Source organism: Rhodococcus sp. IEGM 1305 (assembly GCF_030058635.1).
Taxonomy (GTDB): domain Bacteria; phylum Actinomycetota; class Actinomycetes; order Mycobacteriales; family Mycobacteriaceae; genus Rhodococcus_F; species Rhodococcus_F opacus_D.
This window is the reverse complement of sequence record NZ_JASHKX010000023.1, coordinates 63,571-79,302: the sequence shown is the minus strand read 5'-3', so window position 1 is coordinate 79,302 and position 15,732 is coordinate 63,571. Positions and strand designations below refer to the sequence as shown.

Sequence of the window (15,732 nt, the reverse complement as noted above, 5' to 3'; positions counted from 1 at the left end):
GCTTGCCCGCGTGAGTTCGAAGCTGGCCGTGGTGACGGTGACCTTTTCGCCAGGTGAGCATCTGGAGCAATTCCTGGGCACTCTCGCCGAGGCGACGAAAGAAGATCCGCAGGTCGTGATGGCCGACAACGGATCGACGGACGGCGCCCCCGAGGCCGCGGACGCGGCGCACGAGCACGTGCGCCTGCTGCGCACCGGCGGGAACATCGGCTACGGCGGTGCCATCAACAGGGCTGTGGCGGAGATCGACGACGAGATCGAGTTCGTCGTCATCGCCAATCCGGATGTTCGCTGGGCGCCCGGATCGATCGACGTACTTCTCGCGGCCGCCGAGCGCTGGCCGCGTGCCGGGGCGCTCGGACCTCTCGTCCTGGAACCCGACGGGAGCATCTACCCGTCGGCACGCCAGGTGCCCGACCTCGTGTCGGGTGCCGGGCACGCGATTCTGGGCACGGTGTGGCCGTCCAACCCGTGGACTGCCGGCTACCGCCAGGAAAACGAGACGGTCAGCGAGCGGTCGGTCGGCTGGTTGTCCGGTTCGTGCCTGCTCATGCGGCGCGCGGCCTTCGACTCGATCAACGGCTTCGATTCCCGCTACTTCATGTACATGGAGGACGTCGACCTCGGCGACCGCCTGGGCAAGGCCGGATGGCTGAACGTGTACGTGCCTTCCGCCGAGGTCACCCACGCGAAGGGGCACGCCGCGGGCAAGCATCCGGAACTGATGCTGCCCGCTCACCATCAGAGCGCGTACCGGTTCCAGGCCGATCGTCATCCCCACTGGTGGCAGGCGCCGCTTCGGTGGGCACTTCGGGGAGGATTGGCAGTGCGGTCGAAGATCGCCGTGGCTGCCGCAGTCCGGGAACGACGCACGAACCAGAACGAGGGGGGAACGACTCATGGCAATTGAGAAGACGACCGACGCAGTGGTGCTGGTCGGCGGTCAGGGAACGAGGCTCCGCCCGCTGACGTTGTCGGCGCCCAAACCCATGCTGCCGACGGCGGGTCTGCCGTTCCTCCAGCATCTCCTCGCGCGGATCGGGGCGGCCGGGATCACGCACGTGGTCCTCGGGACGTCATTCAAGGCGGAGGTCTTCGAGGAGTACTTCGGCGACGGTTCCAAGCTCGGTCTCGAGATCGACTACGTCACCGAGACCGAACCACTCGGCACCGGTGGCGGCATCCGCAACGTTCTGCCGAAGCTGCGCGGTGACCACGCCATGGTCTTCAACGGCGACGTTCTCGGCGGCACCGACCTGGGCGCGATCCTCGACACCCACCGGAACCGGGACGCCGACGTCACCCTGCACCTCGTGCGGGTGGGGGATCCGCGGGCGTTCGGCTGCGTGCCCACCGACGCCGACGGCCGGGTCACCGCGTTTCTCGAGAAGACGCAGGACCCGCCGACCGACCAGATCAACGCCGGCTGTTACGTCTTCAAGCGCGAGATCATCGAACGGATCCCCGAGGGTCGTCCGGTGTCGGTGGAACGCGAGGTGTTCCCGTCCCTGCTGGCCGAGGACGCCCGCATCTACGGTCACGTCGACTCCTCGTACTGGCGCGACATGGGCACCCCCGAGGACTTCGTGCGCGGTTCCGCGGACCTGGTGCGCGGCATCGCACCGTCGCCTGCGCTCGACGGACCGCGGGGCGAGTCGCTCGTCCACCCGGGGGCGGGTGTCGCCCCGGGCGCGCTGCTGATCGGCGGGACCGTCGTCGGCCGCGGCGCCGAGGTGGGTGCGGGCGCACGACTCGACGGCGCGGTGCTGTTCGACGGCGCCGTGGTCGAGGCCGGAGCGACCGTCGAACGGTCCATCATCGGTTTCGGCGCACGCATCGGGCCGCGGGCTCTGGTGCGTGACGCGGTGATCGGTGACGGAGCCGACATCGGCGCCCGGTGCGAACTCCTGCGCGGCGCCCGGGTGTGGCCGGGAGTGACGTTGCCCGACGGCGGGGTCCGGTTCAGCACGGACGTGTGAGAGATCAACGTACCCCTGCCCTGAAGGGCCGGGTTTGCCAGTCGCGTCCCCGACTGGCTGTCGGGTGCGCGCCGACTGTAGGCCGGTTGATTAGGCGGCCCAATAGCCGTGCGTCGTGGTCATGTACTTCACGTACCCCAGGTAGGCGATGTTCAACGCGGCATTGTGATCTGCCTGATCGACATGTCCACACCCGGCACACAAACCGATCCTGTGTGATCCGGTTCGCCTTGTCGACGTGCCCGCACGGGTAGCAGGCCTCGAGGTTCGCGCCCCGCGGCGATCCGGACCCGAGGCGTCCCAACGGATTACGCGGGTGATCGGATCGGGTTGCCGAGCAACTTGCGGCCCGTTCGGGGGATCTCGGCTACGCCGACCCGGCGATCTGGGGAACATCCTCCGGCGACCGTATCTCGGCGAAACGCCCTGCGCTGGCGCCGCTCCGCTAGCGCAGTCCGGCCAGGTGCACGAGCTGGTCGATCGTGGACTTCTCCGCGTTCGGCGGCAGTGCGTCCACCGGCCACCAGCGGAGGTCCGTCGATTCGGAGCTGCGCACGATGTGGGCGTCGGGACGCGCGCGGACGACGAACCGGAGATCCAGGTGCCGGGTGGGCTGTCCGAGTGAGCACGTGATCGGGTGGGTGTGCGCCGACAGCAGGACGGGATCGATCCGGAGGTCGGGAATTCCCGATTCCTCGCACGCCTCCCGCAGCGCGGCGTCGACGACGGTCTCGTCGGAAGGCTCGCAGTGCCCGCCCAATTGGATCCACCGGCCGACCCGGGGATGCAGGGTCAGAAGCACGTGACATCCCCCCTCGTCCAGGACGAGGGAGGACGCCGTGATGTGTCCGGGTGCGTGCTCCCGCAGGCACCCCAGCGGCGCCGACGCGAGGAACGCGAGCATGGTGTGCCGCAATGATTCGTCGTTCTCGTCGAGCGTTTTCCAGCCCTCGAGTGCGGCGGTCGCGGTGCGGTGTAGTGATTCGGCGCTCATTGCGCGTGGGTCATCTCTCGATCAGGGCGTCGCCGGGGTCGGCGGCGTGTCGGGGGGTCAGTGGTTCGAGGGGGTGGCCGACGGCGATCGCGCCGAGGGGTTGCCAGTCGGCGGGCAAGTCGAGGGTGCTGCGGACGGTGTCGGCGGCGAAGATCGTCGACCCGATCCAGCAGCTGCCGATTCCCTTGGTCGCCAACGACACCAGCAGTGCCTGCACCGCGGCTCCGACCGCGACGGTGAACATCGTCGACTCCGCCGCCTGCCGACGCTGGTCGGGGTAGTGGTGGGCGCCGTCGGGGACGCAGAACGGGATGATCACCTCCGGTGCGTCGAACAGGATGTTGCCGCGGGCCACTCGCGCGTCGACCGCGTCGGCGCTCATCCCGTCGGCGGCCAGGTCGGTGCGCCACTGCTGCCGCATCCGGGTCAGCAGTGCGTCGCGGACCGCGCGGGTGCGGACCCAGACGAATCGGACCGGTCGGGTGTGGTGCGGTGCGGGTGCGGTCAGGGCGTCCGCGATCGATGCCCGCACCGCATCCGGGTCGACCGGGTCGGTCGCGAAGTGGCGGACCGAGCGGCGCAGCAGCACCGCCTCCGCCCGGCCCCGTTCGACGGATTCGGCGGTGCCGAGCCAGAACAGGTCCTCGGCGCCGCGGCGGATCAGATCCTGTGCCCGCGAACCGTCGTCGACCAGATCCAGGCCCCGCACGACCGCGACCGGTACCCCACCGAGTTTGCCCTTGACCAGATCCCCCGCGGCGGCGATCTCGTCGGCGACCGCCACCTCCGTGACCACCAGTTCGTTGCCCTGACTGTCGCGGGACCCGGCGTAGCCGTGCAGCACCGGCAGCCCGACCGCGCCGATCGCGGCGTCGATCTGACCGTTGCGCCACGCCCGGCCCATGGTGTCGGTGACCACCACCGCCACCCGCACCCCCAGCGCCACCTCGATCGCATCGCGCAGGGTGCGGGCGCTGGCGTCGGGATCCTCCGGCAGCAGTGCGAGTTCGGAGCCCTCGACGTTCGAGCCGTCGATCCCCGACGCGGCCTGCACGATCCCGAGCCGGTTCTCGGTGATCAGGGTCCGGCCCTTGCGGGCCACGATCCGCACCGCTTCCTGCTCGACGAGGCGCCGTCGGGCGGCGTCGCGTTCCTCCGGGTCGGTGGGCGAGGACACGATCCGGCCCTCGACCTTCGAGAACACCTTGCTGGTGACCACCAGCACGTCCCCTTCGGCGAGCCACGGTGCGGCCGCGACCACGGCTGCCGCGAGGTCGTCGCCGGGCCGGAACTCGGGCAGACCGGTCACCGGGCGGATTTCGATCGCCCCGCCCGGGGCGTGATCGAGCCCGGACGCACCCGCCGGGTCGCTCACAACGTCACCCCCGCCACGTCCAGCGCCGCCCGCACCATCGCTGCGGTGGCGTCGGGGTCGGTCATGATCAGCGGCACCCGGGCCACCTCCACACCGGGGATCTCGGCGGTGTCGGTGTCGTGGACCAGCCAGCCGTCGAGGATCCCGGTCCCGGACCGGGCCCCGTACCACCGGCCGATCGCCTCCGCGGAGGTGTCCACCCCGATCACGTCGAGGCATTCGTCGGCCATGCCCCGCAACGGTTTTCCGCCGATGATCGGCGAGATCCCGACCACCTTCGCCGCGGTGGTGCGCAGGCCGCCCCGGATCCCGGGCACCGCCAGGATCGCCCCCACACTGACCACCGGATTCGACGGTGCCAGCAACACGATGTCGGCGGCCTCGATCGCCTCGAGCACCCCCGGCGCCGGGGCGGCCTGCTCGGCGCCGATGTGCGCGAAGCTGTGCGTCGGCACCTGGGCGCGGTACCGCACCCACCACTCCTGGAAGTGGATCGCCCGCTGCTCCCCGTCCTCGGGATCGGTGATCACGACGTGAGTTTCACTACGATCATCGGTCACCGGCAGCAAGGTCACACCCGGTTGCCACCGGTTGCACAACGCCTCGGTCACCGCCGACAACGGATACCCCGTCCGCAGCATCTGGGTGCGGATCAGATGCGTGGCGATGTCCCGGTCCCCGAGCCCGAACCAATCCGGTTTCGCACCATAGGCGGCGAGTTCTTCCTTCGCGTTCCAGGTTTCCCCGGCATGCCCCCACCCACGCTCGGTGTCGATACCGCCGCCGAGGGTATACATGCAGGTATCCAGGTCCGGGCAGATCCGCAGCCCGTGCATCCACACATCGTCACCGACATTGACCACCGCCGTAACGACATGGCCCGAATCGGCCCCCAGAAGTCTCCGCACACCTTGCAGGAACCGGGCCCCACCCACCCCGCCAACCAATACAGTCACGTTCACGGTGCAAGCCTAGGCGGTGGCCGCCCGCCTCCTGTGTGCTGCTTCCCCGGAGCGAATCGAGAGCGCGAAATAGTAATCGACTTTCGACGGTTAGCTTGACCGCGACACGCTGGGCGTGTCTAATCACAAATATGTCATTCCGACGTTGTGGGCGTGGAATCACTTGCAGCGGGGATCAATTCGAACGGTTGTTCGAACGGGTGGCAGGGGTGTTCGGTTCGGGGTACATGATCGATCGAAATTTTCTGCGCTATCACAGGTGAGGAGGCGGAACGATGCCCAATGAGCAGATCGAGTCGGAGACTCGCTGGAGCACAGTAAGCGACGAACCGCAGACCAATTCCGAAGCAGGCGCAGCGGACGGCGTCTGTGTTCAAGAAGTCTGTGTGCAAGAAGGCAGTGTGAAAGAAATTCCTGTGCCGGAACTCGTCGCACAGGAAGTCGAGACGACGGGCCCCCGCCCGGCGTTGAGTCTGGTCACCGGTTTCGACGAATTGTTCGAGACCATCGAGGATCAGTGGCAGGAACGCGCGCTCTGTGCGCAGACCGACCCTGAGGCCTTCTTCCCCGAAAAGGGAGGCTCCACCAGGGAAGCGAAGCGCATCTGCCTGGGCTGTGAGGTGCGGGACGAATGCCTCGACTACGCACTGGCCAACGACGAGCGGTTCGGTATCTGGGGTGGTCTGTCGGAGCGTGAGCGCCGGCGCCTGAAGCGGGGGATCGTCTAGTTCAGTCTTTGTCGCCCGGCAAATCCGGGTCGATGACCTCGGGTTCGACTCCGAGGTACGTACTCACCTGCTGTACGAGCACGTCGTGCACCAGGTCGGTGAGATCGTCCGGGTCCTTGGCGCGCTGTTCGAGCGGTCGCCGGAACAGGACGACTCGCGCCCGCGTCGTGGATCCGTGCCGGTCGATGCCGGCCGGGATCAGTCGGGACAGTGGCACGGGCCCGTCCGCCACGACCTCGGCGGGCCAGTTGACCGAATCCGGGTCGAGCGCATGAATTTTCGGGACCTCGTCGACGGCGATGTCCAGCTTCGTCAGGCGTTCGCGCCAGCGCGCGTCGATCGGCGCGAACGCCTCGAGCACCACCAGATCGAACTTCTCTGCGCGGCTCCGTCGTGCCGGCGCGTCCGGAGGGAACACGGACCCGCGGATTCCCCGTCCCCGTCGGTCGACGGATCGGGTGGTCACGGGACGCCTGCGTCGTGCTCTGGACATGGTGTGGACATTACGACAGCCGCACACTCTCGGTGTGTCCGAGTAGGTGCCGGGCCTTCGTGGGGCTAGGCTCCCTAGCTGTGAGATCTCTGCGTCGATGCTGCCGCCCCGGGTGCAAGAACCCCGCTGTCGCGACGCTCACGTACGTCTACTCCGACTCCACCGCCGTCGTCGGCCCGCTCGCCACGGTCGAGGAACCGCACTCGTGGGATCTGTGCGAAACGCACGCGTCGAGGATTACCGCACCCAAGGGCTGGGAACTGGTTCGGTACGAAGGTGGGTTCTCGTCGAGCACCCCGGACGAGGACGACCTGACCGCGCTGGCGGAGGCCGTGCGGGAGGCGGGCCTCGGCGATCGCGGGCGGTCCGAACGGACCCTGTCCACCGAGGATCGCGCGGAGACCGGCACCCAGCCCGGCCCGGCACGCACCGGTCGTCGCGGCCATCTGCGGGTACTTCCCGACCCTTCCAACTGACGTCCCGGCCTGCTTCGGGGCCTGCGGTCCGCGGCGTGCCGTGCCCGCGACGGGCAGGCATTAGGCTTGCGCCAGCACTGGTGCTCGTAAAGGAGAAACAAGAAGTGGCGCGATCAGCCGAGTCCGTACATGCCGTGATCAAGGCTTACGACGTGCGGGGTGTCGTCGGTGAACACATCGACGCCGCGTTCGTGCAGGACGTGGGTGGCGCATTCGCACGACTCGTTCGCGAGGACGGCGCCACGAAGGTCGTGATCGGCTACGACATGCGCGCGTCTTCCCCGGACCTGGCCCGTGCATTCGCCGACGGCGTCACCGCCCAGGGCCTGGACGTAGTCCTCATCGGTCTCGCGTCCACCGATCAGCTGTATTTCGCGTCGGGGCTGTTCGACTGCCCGGGTGCGATGTTCACGGCGAGCCACAACCCGGCGAAGTACAACGGCATCAAGCTGTGCCGCGCAGGCGCGAAGCCGGTGGGGCAGGAGACGGGCCTTTCCACGATCGCGGCCGAGGTCGTCGACGGGGTCCCCGCGTTCGACGGCGCTCCCGGCACGGTGTCCGAGGAGGACGTGCTCGAGCAGTACGCGAGCTTCGTCCGCGGACTGGTGAACCTCTCCGACCTCCGCCCGCTGACGGTCGCCGTCGACGCGGGCAACGGCATGGGTGGGCACACCGTTCCCGCGGTGTTCGAGCCGATGCCGGTGAAGCTGGAGCCGCTGTACTTCGAGCTCGACGGCACGTTCCCGAACCACGAGGCGAATCCGCTCGACCCGGCGAACCTCGTGGATCTGCAACGGTACGTCCGTGAGACCGGTGCCGACATCGGTCTGGCCTTCGACGGCGACGCGGACCGCTGCTTCGTGGTCGACGAGCTCGGCAACCCGGTGTCGCCGTCCGCCGTCACCGCCCTGGTCGCGGAGCGGGAGCTGGCCAAGGAGCCCGGCGCGACCGTCATCCACAACCTCATCACGTCCCGCGCGGTGCCGGAGCTGGTGACGGAGCTGGGCGGACACCCGGTCCGCACCCGGGTGGGGCATTCGTTCATCAAGCAGCAGATGGCCGAGACGGGCGCGATCTTCGGCGGCGAGCACTCCGCGCACTACTACTTCCGCGACTTCTGGGGCGCCGACTCCGGGATGCTCGCCGGACTGCACGTTCTCGCGGCGCTGGGGGAGCAGGATCGTCCGCTGTCCGAGCTGATGGCGAAGTACGAGCGGTACGCGGCGTCGGGGGAGATCAACTCGACCGTCGCGGACGCCGCCGAACGGACCGACGCGGTGCTGTCGGCGTTCGCGGACCGCACCACGGTCGTGGACCGGCTCGACGGTGTCACGGTCGAATTGGCGGACGGCGCGTGGTTCAACTTGCGGGCCTCCAACACCGAGCCGCTCCTGCGACTGAACGTGGAGGCGGCGACGGCGGCCGAGGTAGATGCACTCGTTACCGAGATACTGGGCATCGTCCGAGCCTGACTGCCATAGTTGGAACTACAGGTTCTGCTCGTGTTGCGAATGTGGCTTGCACTGATGAAGAAAGGGGGTGCGGTGTCATGACAGCGCCGACGCCCCTGTTCGATCTGGACGACGGGGACGCACTGGTCGCGGCGGACACCGAGGGTGTGTTGCGTTCCGCCGCCATGGGGGGTGCCCAGATCCGGGCCACCCGGTCCGCGGTCGAGGAGGGGGCTCTCGAACGACTGCAGGGGCTGCGTCCGCGCAGCGTGGTGGTGGTGACCGGCGCGGGGCGTGCCAGCCGCGGGGCGGCGATCCTGACGGCGGTCCTCGCCGAACGGATCGGTTTCCCGCTGGTGCGCGCCACCCGGACCCCCGTGTGGGTGGGCCCGCTGGACGTGGTGGTGGTGGCCGGCGACGACGCAGGCGACCCCCGGCTCGTGCAGGCCATCGACGCAGCGGTGCGCCGCGGCGCCGAAGTCGTGGTGGCGGCGCCGGACGAGGGACCCTTGCAGGCCGCGGCGGCCGGACGCGTCGTCATGTTCGCGCCGCGGGTGCGGGCACTCACCCGGCACGGTCTGCTGCGGTACTTTGCCGTACTGCTGGCCGTCCTCCGCGTGGTCGGTTCGGAACGCTGGGGCGACGAGGTTCCCGACCTCGAGCAGATCGCCGACGCCGTCGACGGTGAGGCGCTGCGTGACAGGCCGAACAGCGAGGTGTTCCACAATCCGGCGAAATCGTTGGCCTCCCGCATGCAGGGACGCCGCATCGTGCTCACGGGTGACACGGAGAGCACGGTGGAACTGGCCCGGCACGGCGCCGAGGCGCTGCTGCACGCGGGTCGTGTGGCGACCGCGTCGGAACTTCCGGACGTTCTGAGCGCGGCGGGCACGTTCCGTGTCGACCAGGCGCTCTCCGCGCACGACTCGATATTCCACGATCCCGAGTTGGACGGTCCGCCGTCGGCGAGCCCGGTGCGCACGTTCGTGTTGTCCGCCGACGCCGATCGGATGCTCGTCGAACGCAGGATCGCCGCCCTGGGCGACGTCGACCTCGTCGTCGCGTCCTCGGACGAGGGTCAGGTTCCGTCGCAGCGTCCCGAGCTGGAACAGGCGGCGGTTCTCGTCGGCAGGCTCGACATGACTGCCGCGTATCTCCAGTTGATCGGCGGTATCTAGTGCACCGACTCGAAGGTGCGCTGCGGTCCTACGCGTGGGGATCGCGCACAGCCATCGCGCAGCTGCGTGGACTTCCGGTTCCCACGGCGCATCCGGAGGCGGAACTGTGGTTGGGCGCGCACCCCGGTGATCCCGCCCGCGTTCTCACCGAGGAGGGGCCCCGGTCCCTTCTGGACCTGGTGCACTCGGAACCCGAACGTCAGCTCGGCAAGCGGAGTGTGGAGACGTTCGGCGATCGCCTCCCGTTCCTGTTGAAGTTGCTCGCGTCGGAGGAACCACTGTCGTTGCAGGCCCATCCGAGCGCCGAGCAGGCGTGGGAGGGATTCGCCCGGGAGAACGAAGCGGGAATCCCGCTCGAGTCCTCGGTGCGCAACTACAAGGACGCCAGCCACAAACCCGAACTCGTCGTGGCCCTCAGCCGGTTCCACGCGCTCGCCGGTTTCCGGGACCCTCAGCGGACGGTCAAGCTGCTCGAGGCGATCGCGGTTCCGGAGCTGCAGCCCTACGTCGGCCTGATTGCCGGACAACCCGACTCGGACGGTCTCCGCGCGCTGTTCACCACGTGGATCACGTTGCCGCAACCCGTGCTCGGCGCGCTGATGCCGAGGGTGCTCGACGGATGCGTCGCCTATCTGTCGAACACCAGGGACGGCGAGTTCGCGGCGGAGATCCGCACGGCCCTCGAATTGAGTGAGGTGTACCCGGGAGACGCGGGTGTGCTGGCCGCGCTCCTCCTGAACCGGGTCACCCTCGAACCGGGGCAGGGCCTGTACCTCGCCGCGGGCAACCTCCACGCCTACCTGCACGGGATGGCCGTCGAGATCATGGCCAACTCCGACAACGTGCTGCGCGGGGGACTCACGCCCAAGCACGTGGACGTTCCGGAGTTGCTGCGCGTCCTCGACTTCGACACCGTCGACATTCCGATACTGGAGGCGCAAGAGCGCCCGGGCAGTGGCGAATTCGTGTACTCCACGCCGGCGCCGGAATTCGTTCTCGCGCGGATCGACCTGTCACCGGACGGCCCCACGGAGCACCGGCTCGACTCGGAGGGACCGCACATTCTGCTGTGCACCTCGGGTTCGGTGGAGTTGCGGTGCGGAACCGATGCCCTCGAACTGTCCCAGGGCAACGCCGTCTGGATCGCGGCCGAGGACCCCGAAGTGGTGGTGACCGCGGGCACCGAGTGCGCCCAGTTGTTCAGTGCGAGGGTCGGCCCGCCGATCGCGTAGCCTGTACCCGCCCTGATCCGGGAGGGGCTCCGCGGCCCGTCGCGAGGGTCGTGTGCGACCGAGAGGAGAAGTCAGTTGTCGGCTCATGGGGGGAAGAAGGCGATTCTCGCCGCGCTCGGCGCCAATGCCGGTATCGCGGTGGCCAAGTTCGCCGGCTTCCTGATCACCGGCTCGTCATCCATGCTGGCGGAGTCCGTGCACTCGGTGGCCGACACCTCCAACCAGGGCCTGCTCCTGCTCGGCCAGAAGAAGGCCGAACGCGCCGCCGACGACCTGCACCAGTTCGGGTACGGGCGTAGCCGCTACTTCTACTCGTTCGTCGTCGCGCTCGTGTTGTTCAGCCTCGGTTCGCTGTTCGCGATCTACGAGGGCATCCACAAGATCCAGAATCCCGAGGAACTCACGTCGCCCCTCGTGGCGGTGGTCATCCTGGTGATCGCCATCGGACTCGAGACATTCAGCTTCCTCACGGCCATGCGGGAGTCGCGCCCCCTCAAGGGAAAGGCGAGCTGGTGGGGATTCATTCGCACGTCGCGCAGCCCGGAGCTTCCCGTCGTGCTGCTCGAGGACACCGGCGCACTGGTCGGTCTGGTTCTCGCGCTCGGTGGTGTCGGACTGACGATGCTCACCGGGGATCCGGTGTGGGACGGTGTCGGCACCCTCTGCATCGGCGCCCTGCTCGGAATCATCGCGATCATCCTCATCGTCGAGATGCAGAGCCTGCTGATCGGTGAAGGAGCGACCGCCGAAGAGGAGTCGCGCATTCTCGCCGCTCTCGTCGACGGGGAGAAGATCGAGCGCGTCATCCATTGCAAGACGCAGTACCTCGGACCCGAGGAAATCCTCGTGGCCGCGAAAGTGGCCGTGGCCGCAGGATCGGACATCAGTGCGGTCGCCGACGCCATCGACGAGGCCGAGGCGCGAGTGCGTGGCGCCGTCCCCGCGGCTCGCCGCATCTACATCGAACCCGACCTGTTCCGGGCAACCGAAGGCATAGGCTGAACGGCAACTTTCGATTGAGGAGGCTGATGTGGCCATCCAGGACAAAGACAGTGGAGAACCGCACCTCGGCGGCAGGCCGACCGGGTTGTTCCGCACCAAGTCGATCGAGCAGTCGATCCGAGACACGGACGAACCGGAAACCAAACTCCGCAAGGATCTGACGGCGTGGGACCTGACCGTCTTCGGTGTCGCCGTCGTCATCGGTGCCGGCATCTTCACGCTCACCGCGCGCACCGCAGGCAACGTCGCCGGTCCCTCGGTGTCGGCGGCGTTCGTGATCGCCGCCATCGCGTGCGGGCTCGCCGCGCTCTGCTACGCCGAGTTCGCCTCGACCGTTCCGGTCGCGGGCAGCGCGTACACGTTCTCCTACGCGACGTTCGGTGAACTGATCGCGTGGATCATCGGCTGGGACCTCATCCTCGAATTCGCGCTCGCCGCGTCGGTCGTGGCGAAGGGCTGGTCGCTCTATCTCGGTGAGGTGATCGGCAACCACACGCCGATGGCGCAGATCGGCTCGGTCACGTTCGACTGGGGTGCGGTACTCATCGTCGCGATCATCACCGTCGTACTGGCGACGGGCACGAAGCTGTCGTCGCGGGTCTCCCTCGTGATCACCTCGATCAAGGTGGTCGTGGTGCTCGTGGTGGTGGTCGTCGGCGCGTTCTACATCGACACCGACAACTACTCGCCGTACATTCCCCCGTCCGAGGCGGGCAGCACGGGCGAGGGCATCCACCAGTCCCTGTTCTCCTACGTCACGGGCGCCGGCGGTAGCACGTTCGGCTGGTACGGACTGCTGGCAGCGGCGAGCCTGGTGTTCTTCGCGTTCATCGGTTTCGACATCGTCGCCACCACCGCCGAGGAGACGAAGGATCCGCAGAAGGCGCTGCCCCGCGGAATTCTGGGATCGCTGCTGATCGTGACAGTCCTGTACGTGGCGGTGACACTGGTGCTCACCGGCATGGTGGACTACCACGAATTGGCCGGGGACAGTTCCAATCTGGCCACCGCGTTCGGCATCCACGGAATCACGTGGGCGAAGAACCTGATCTCGTTCGGTGCGCTCGCGGGCCTGACCACCGTGGTGATGGTGTTGATGCTCGGGCAGACCCGGGTGCTGTTCGCCATGTCCCGGGACGGACTGATGCCGAGGCGGCTCGCGCCGACCGGCAAGCACGGCACACCCGTTCGGATCACCGTGCTCGTCGGAGTCGTGGTGGCGGTGCTCGCGGGGATCTTCCCGATCGGCACCCTCGAGGAGATGGTCAACATCGGAACGCTGTTCGCGTTCGTCCTCGTGTCGGTCGGCGTGATCGTGCTGCGCCGGACGCGACCGGACCTGCCCCGCGGATTCCGTGTCCCACTGGTCCCGTGGGTGCCCGTCCTCGCCGTCCTCGCCTGCCTGTGGTTGATGGTGAATCTGTCCGTCGAGACGTGGATCCGGTTCATCGTGTGGATGGCGCTCGGCGTGATCATCTACTTCGCCTACAGCCGCCGCCACTCGATGATGGAGAGACGAAGCCGCGGCGAGGTCTGACACGCAACGGGTTTCGACCTCCGGGTGCCGGAGCGGCAGTACCGGGCGAGTACCCCGGAGGTGGCGGGCACTAATGTCTTGGCCATGACTTCGTCGCGTGTCCGGGTGCCCTATCAGGAGGCTGCGCGCCTGCTGCTGCGTCAGTCGGTGCTCGATGCGATGCGGGATCTCCTGTTCGAGAAGGACTGGTCGGACATCACGATGTCGGATGTCGCGGCCGGCGCCGGGGTGAGCAGGCAGACGCTCTACAACGAGTTCAAGTCCCGGCAGGGGCTGGCGGAGGCGTACGCCCTCCGGCTGGCCGACGAACTGGTCGACGCCGTCGACGAGGCGCTCGTGGCGAACGTCGGGGAAGGTCGGGCCGCGCTGCTCTCCGGGTTCACCGCGTTCTTCGCGGCCAGCCTGTCCGACCCGCTCGTACAGTCACTTCTGCGCGGCGAGACCAAGCCCGATCTGCTGCGTCTGATCACGACCGAGAGCGCGCCGATCATCGAGCGGGCGTCCACGCGGCTCGCCGACGTCTTCCAGCGGTGCTGGGTGCGGGCGAGCCCGTCGGACGCGGGGATTCTCAGCCGCGCCATCGTGCGCCTCGCTATGAGCTACATCTCGATGCCACCCGAATCCGAGGCCAACGTCGCCGAGGATCTGGGTGCTCTTCTGGGGCCTTTCGTGGACGAGGCGGTCGACGGGGCCGATCGGGAGTGACCGCCCCGCGGCGCAGCCTCACGTGAGTGTGACCCTCGGGCCGCAGTACCGATAGCCTTGACCGAAACAGCAGTCAAACAGGAGAGGCAGATGACGACCTCAGTTTCAACCACGCCCGTGGCCGAGAGCCGAAACGGGATCGATTTCAAGGTGGCGGACCTTTCGCTCGCCGAGTTCGGCCGCAAGGAGATCCGGCTCGCCGAGCACGAGATGCCGGGACTGATGGCGCTTCGCCGCGAGTACGCAGAGGTGCTGCCGCTCAAGGGCGCTCGCATTTCCGGTTCGCTGCACATGACCATCCAGACGGCCGTCCTCATCGAGACGCTCGTCGCTCTGGGCGCGGAGGTCCGCTGGGCCTCGTGCAACATCTTCTCGACGCAGGATCACGCCGCCGCCGCGATCGTCGTCGGCCCGCACGGCACGCCCGAGGAGCCGCAGGGCACCCCGGTCTTCGCGTGGAAGGGCGAGACGCTCGAGGAGTACTGGTGGGCCGCCGAGCAGATGCTCACCTGGCCGGACGCCGACAAGCCCGCGAACATGATCCTCGACGACGGCGGCGACGCCACGATGCTCGTCCTCAAGGGCGCGCAGTTCGAGAAGGCCGGCGTCGTGCCGCCCACCGACGACGAGCAGGATTCCGACGAGTACAAGGTGTTCCTCGCCCTGCTGCGTCAGTCCCTCGAAGCGGACAAGACCAAGTGGACCAAGGTTGCGGAGTCGGTACAGGGCGTCACCGAGGAGACCACGACCGGTGTCCTGCGTCTCTACCAGGTCGCGGCCGCCGGTGAACTCACGTTCCCGGCCATCAACGTCAACGACTCGGTCACCAAGAGCAAGTTCGACAACAAGTACGGCACCCGGCACTCGCTGCTCGACGGTATCAACCGCGGCACCGACGTGCTGATCGGCGGCAAGGCCGCGCTCGTCTGCGGTTACGGCGACGTCGGCAAGGGGTGCGCGGAGGCTCTGCGCGGACAGGGTGCCCGCGTCGCGGTCACCGAGGTCGACCCCATCAACGCCCTCCAGGCGCTGATGGACGGCTTCGAGGTGAAGACGGTCGAGCAGGCCATCGGCTGGGCCGACATCGTCATCACGTCCACGGGCAACAAAGACATCATCACGTTCGAGCACATGAAGCAGATGAAGCACCAGGCCATCCTGGGCAACATCGGCCACTTCGACAACGAGATCGACATGGCGGGCCTCGAGCGTTCCGGTGAGGTCACCCGCATCAACATCAAGCCGCAGGTGGACGAGTTCCGGTTCAAGGACGGCCACTCGATCATCGTGCTGTCCGAGGGCCGCCTGCTGAACCTCGGCAACGCCACCGGCCACCCCTCGTTCGTGATGAGCAACAGCTTCTCCAACCAGGTGATCGCGCAGATCGAACTGTGGACGAAGCCGGAGGAGTACGACAACGAGGTGTACCGCCTCCCGAAGCACCTCGACGAGAAGGTCGCGAAGATCCACGTCGAGGCGCTCGGTGGCACGCTCACCAAGCTCACGAAGGAGCAGGCGGAGTACATCGGCGTCGACGTCGAGGGCCCGTTCAAGCCCGAGCACTACCGCTACTAGAGGCTGCGGCGTCCCCCGGCCCGTCGCGGGCGGGCCGGGGGATAG

At 67.9% G+C, this 15,732-nt stretch carries 15 protein-coding genes; 11 read left to right on the top strand and 4 right to left on the bottom strand.

Annotated elements, in window-relative coordinates; translation table 11 throughout:
• The first annotated feature begins 10 nt into the window (after positions 1-10).
• Together QM693_RS25940 and manB are read left to right on the top strand one after the other, a co-directional pair.
• Positions 11-910 carry a glycosyltransferase family 2 protein gene (locus tag QM693_RS25940; protein ID WP_005264672.1) on the top strand — a complete coding sequence of 300 codons (900 nt, stop codon included), beginning with the start codon at positions 11-13 and terminating at the stop codon, positions 908-910.
• Complete coding sequence (gene manB, locus QM693_RS25935) at positions 900-1,979, top strand: mannose-1-phosphate guanylyltransferase (RefSeq protein WP_280785198.1); 1,080 nt, start codon at positions 900-902, stop codon at positions 1,977-1,979. Before QM693_RS25940 ends, manB begins: the two co-directional genes overlap by 11 nt.
• Before the next feature lie 445 nt (positions 1,980-2,424).
• Here the strand turns inward: manB and QM693_RS25930 are convergent, their stop codons facing one another.
• The 3 genes from QM693_RS25930 to cofD are packed head-to-tail and all read right to left on the bottom strand — an operon-like array spanning position 2,425 to position 5,310.
• Positions 2,425-2,973 carry an NUDIX hydrolase gene (locus QM693_RS25930; protein ID WP_280785199.1) on the bottom strand — a complete coding sequence of 183 codons (549 nt, stop codon included), beginning with the start codon at positions 2,971-2,973 and terminating at the stop codon, positions 2,425-2,427.
• A gap of 10 nt (positions 2,974-2,983) precedes the next feature.
• Entirely contained in the window at positions 2,984-4,348 is a 1,365-nt protein-coding gene (locus QM693_RS25925) for a coenzyme F420-0:L-glutamate ligase (protein ID WP_283353767.1), read from the bottom strand.
• Entirely contained in the window at positions 4,345-5,310 is a 966-nt protein-coding gene (gene cofD, locus QM693_RS25920) for a 2-phospho-L-lactate transferase (RefSeq protein ID WP_283353766.1), read from the bottom strand. The genes QM693_RS25925 and cofD overlap by 4 nt, the downstream gene beginning before the upstream one ends.
• Positions 5,311-5,777: 467 nt before the next feature.
• Here cofD and QM693_RS25915 point away from each other — a divergent pair, with 467 nt between their 5' ends.
• Positions 5,778-6,038: a WhiB family transcriptional regulator gene (locus QM693_RS25915; protein ID WP_166680705.1), complete on the top strand. Its 261-nt coding sequence runs from the start codon at positions 5,778-5,780 to the stop codon at positions 6,036-6,038.
• A gap of 1 nt (position 6,039) precedes the next feature.
• On the opposite strand, the gene QM693_RS25910 is transcribed toward QM693_RS25915, so the two are convergent.
• Positions 6,040-6,531: a metallopeptidase family protein gene (locus tag QM693_RS25910; protein WP_283353765.1), complete on the bottom strand. Its 492-nt coding sequence runs from the start codon at positions 6,529-6,531 to the stop codon at positions 6,040-6,042.
• 80 nt (positions 6,532-6,611) lie between these two features.
• Between QM693_RS25910 and QM693_RS25905 the strand changes: the two genes are divergently transcribed.
• From QM693_RS25905 to ahcY, 8 genes are all read left to right on the top strand, one after another.
• On the top strand, positions 6,612-7,007 hold the full coding sequence (locus QM693_RS25905; protein WP_283353764.1) for a DUF3499 domain-containing protein: 396 nt from the start codon (positions 6,612-6,614) through the stop codon (positions 7,005-7,007).
• A gap of 104 nt (positions 7,008-7,111) precedes the next feature.
• Positions 7,112-8,479 carry a phosphomannomutase/phosphoglucomutase gene (locus QM693_RS25900; protein ID WP_283335208.1) on the top strand — a complete coding sequence of 456 codons (1,368 nt, stop codon included), beginning with the start codon at positions 7,112-7,114 and terminating at the stop codon, positions 8,477-8,479.
• 77 nt (positions 8,480-8,556) lie between these two features.
• Positions 8,557-9,636, top strand: a complete 1,080-nt coding sequence (locus QM693_RS25895; RefSeq protein ID WP_009479522.1) for a hypothetical protein — start codon at positions 8,557-8,559, stop codon at positions 9,634-9,636.
• Positions 9,636-10,868: a mannose-6-phosphate isomerase, class I gene (gene manA, locus QM693_RS25890; protein WP_280781624.1), complete on the top strand. Its 1,233-nt coding sequence runs from the start codon at positions 9,636-9,638 to the stop codon at positions 10,866-10,868. Before QM693_RS25895 ends, manA begins: the two co-directional genes overlap by 1 nt.
• Before the next feature lie 75 nt (positions 10,869-10,943).
• Positions 10,944-11,870 (top strand): cation diffusion facilitator family transporter, encoded by a 927-nt coding sequence (locus QM693_RS25885; protein WP_283353763.1) that lies wholly within the window; start codon positions 10,944-10,946, stop codon positions 11,868-11,870.
• A 28-nt stretch (positions 11,871-11,898) separates the two neighbouring features.
• The gene (locus QM693_RS25880) at positions 11,899-13,407 is read left to right on the top strand and encodes an amino acid permease (protein ID WP_283353762.1); all 1,509 of its coding nucleotides are present in this window, start codon (positions 11,899-11,901) and stop codon (positions 13,405-13,407) included.
• Positions 13,408-13,491: 84 nt separating this feature from the next.
• The gene (locus QM693_RS25875; RefSeq protein ID WP_283335211.1) at positions 13,492-14,112 is read left to right on the top strand and encodes a TetR/AcrR family transcriptional regulator; all 621 of its coding nucleotides are present in this window, start codon (positions 13,492-13,494) and stop codon (positions 14,110-14,112) included.
• 90 nt (positions 14,113-14,202) lie between these two features.
• Entirely contained in the window at positions 14,203-15,687 is a 1,485-nt protein-coding gene (gene ahcY / locus QM693_RS25870; RefSeq protein WP_105413171.1) for an adenosylhomocysteinase, read from the top strand.
• The last annotated feature ends 45 nt before the right edge of the window (positions 15,688-15,732 follow it).

Coding starts and splice junctions, on each gene's coding strand:
- ahcY (WP_105413171.1), top strand. CDS start 14,203: ATGACGACCTCAGTTTCAACCACGCCCGTGGCCGAGAGCCGAAACGGG.
- manB (WP_280785198.1), top strand. CDS start 900: ATGGCAATTGAGAAGACGACCGACGCAGTGGTGCTGGTCGGCGGTCAG.
- QM693_RS25930 (WP_280785199.1), bottom strand. CDS start 2,973: ATGAGCGCCGAATCACTACACCGCACCGCGACCGCCGCACTCGAGGGC.
- QM693_RS25895 (WP_009479522.1), top strand. CDS start 8,557: ATGACAGCGCCGACGCCCCTGTTCGATCTGGACGACGGGGACGCACTG.
- QM693_RS25910 (WP_283353765.1), bottom strand. CDS start 6,531: ATGTCCAGAGCACGACGCAGGCGTCCCGTGACCACCCGATCCGTCGAC.
- QM693_RS25875 (WP_283335211.1), top strand. CDS start 13,492: ATGACTTCGTCGCGTGTCCGGGTGCCCTATCAGGAGGCTGCGCGCCTG.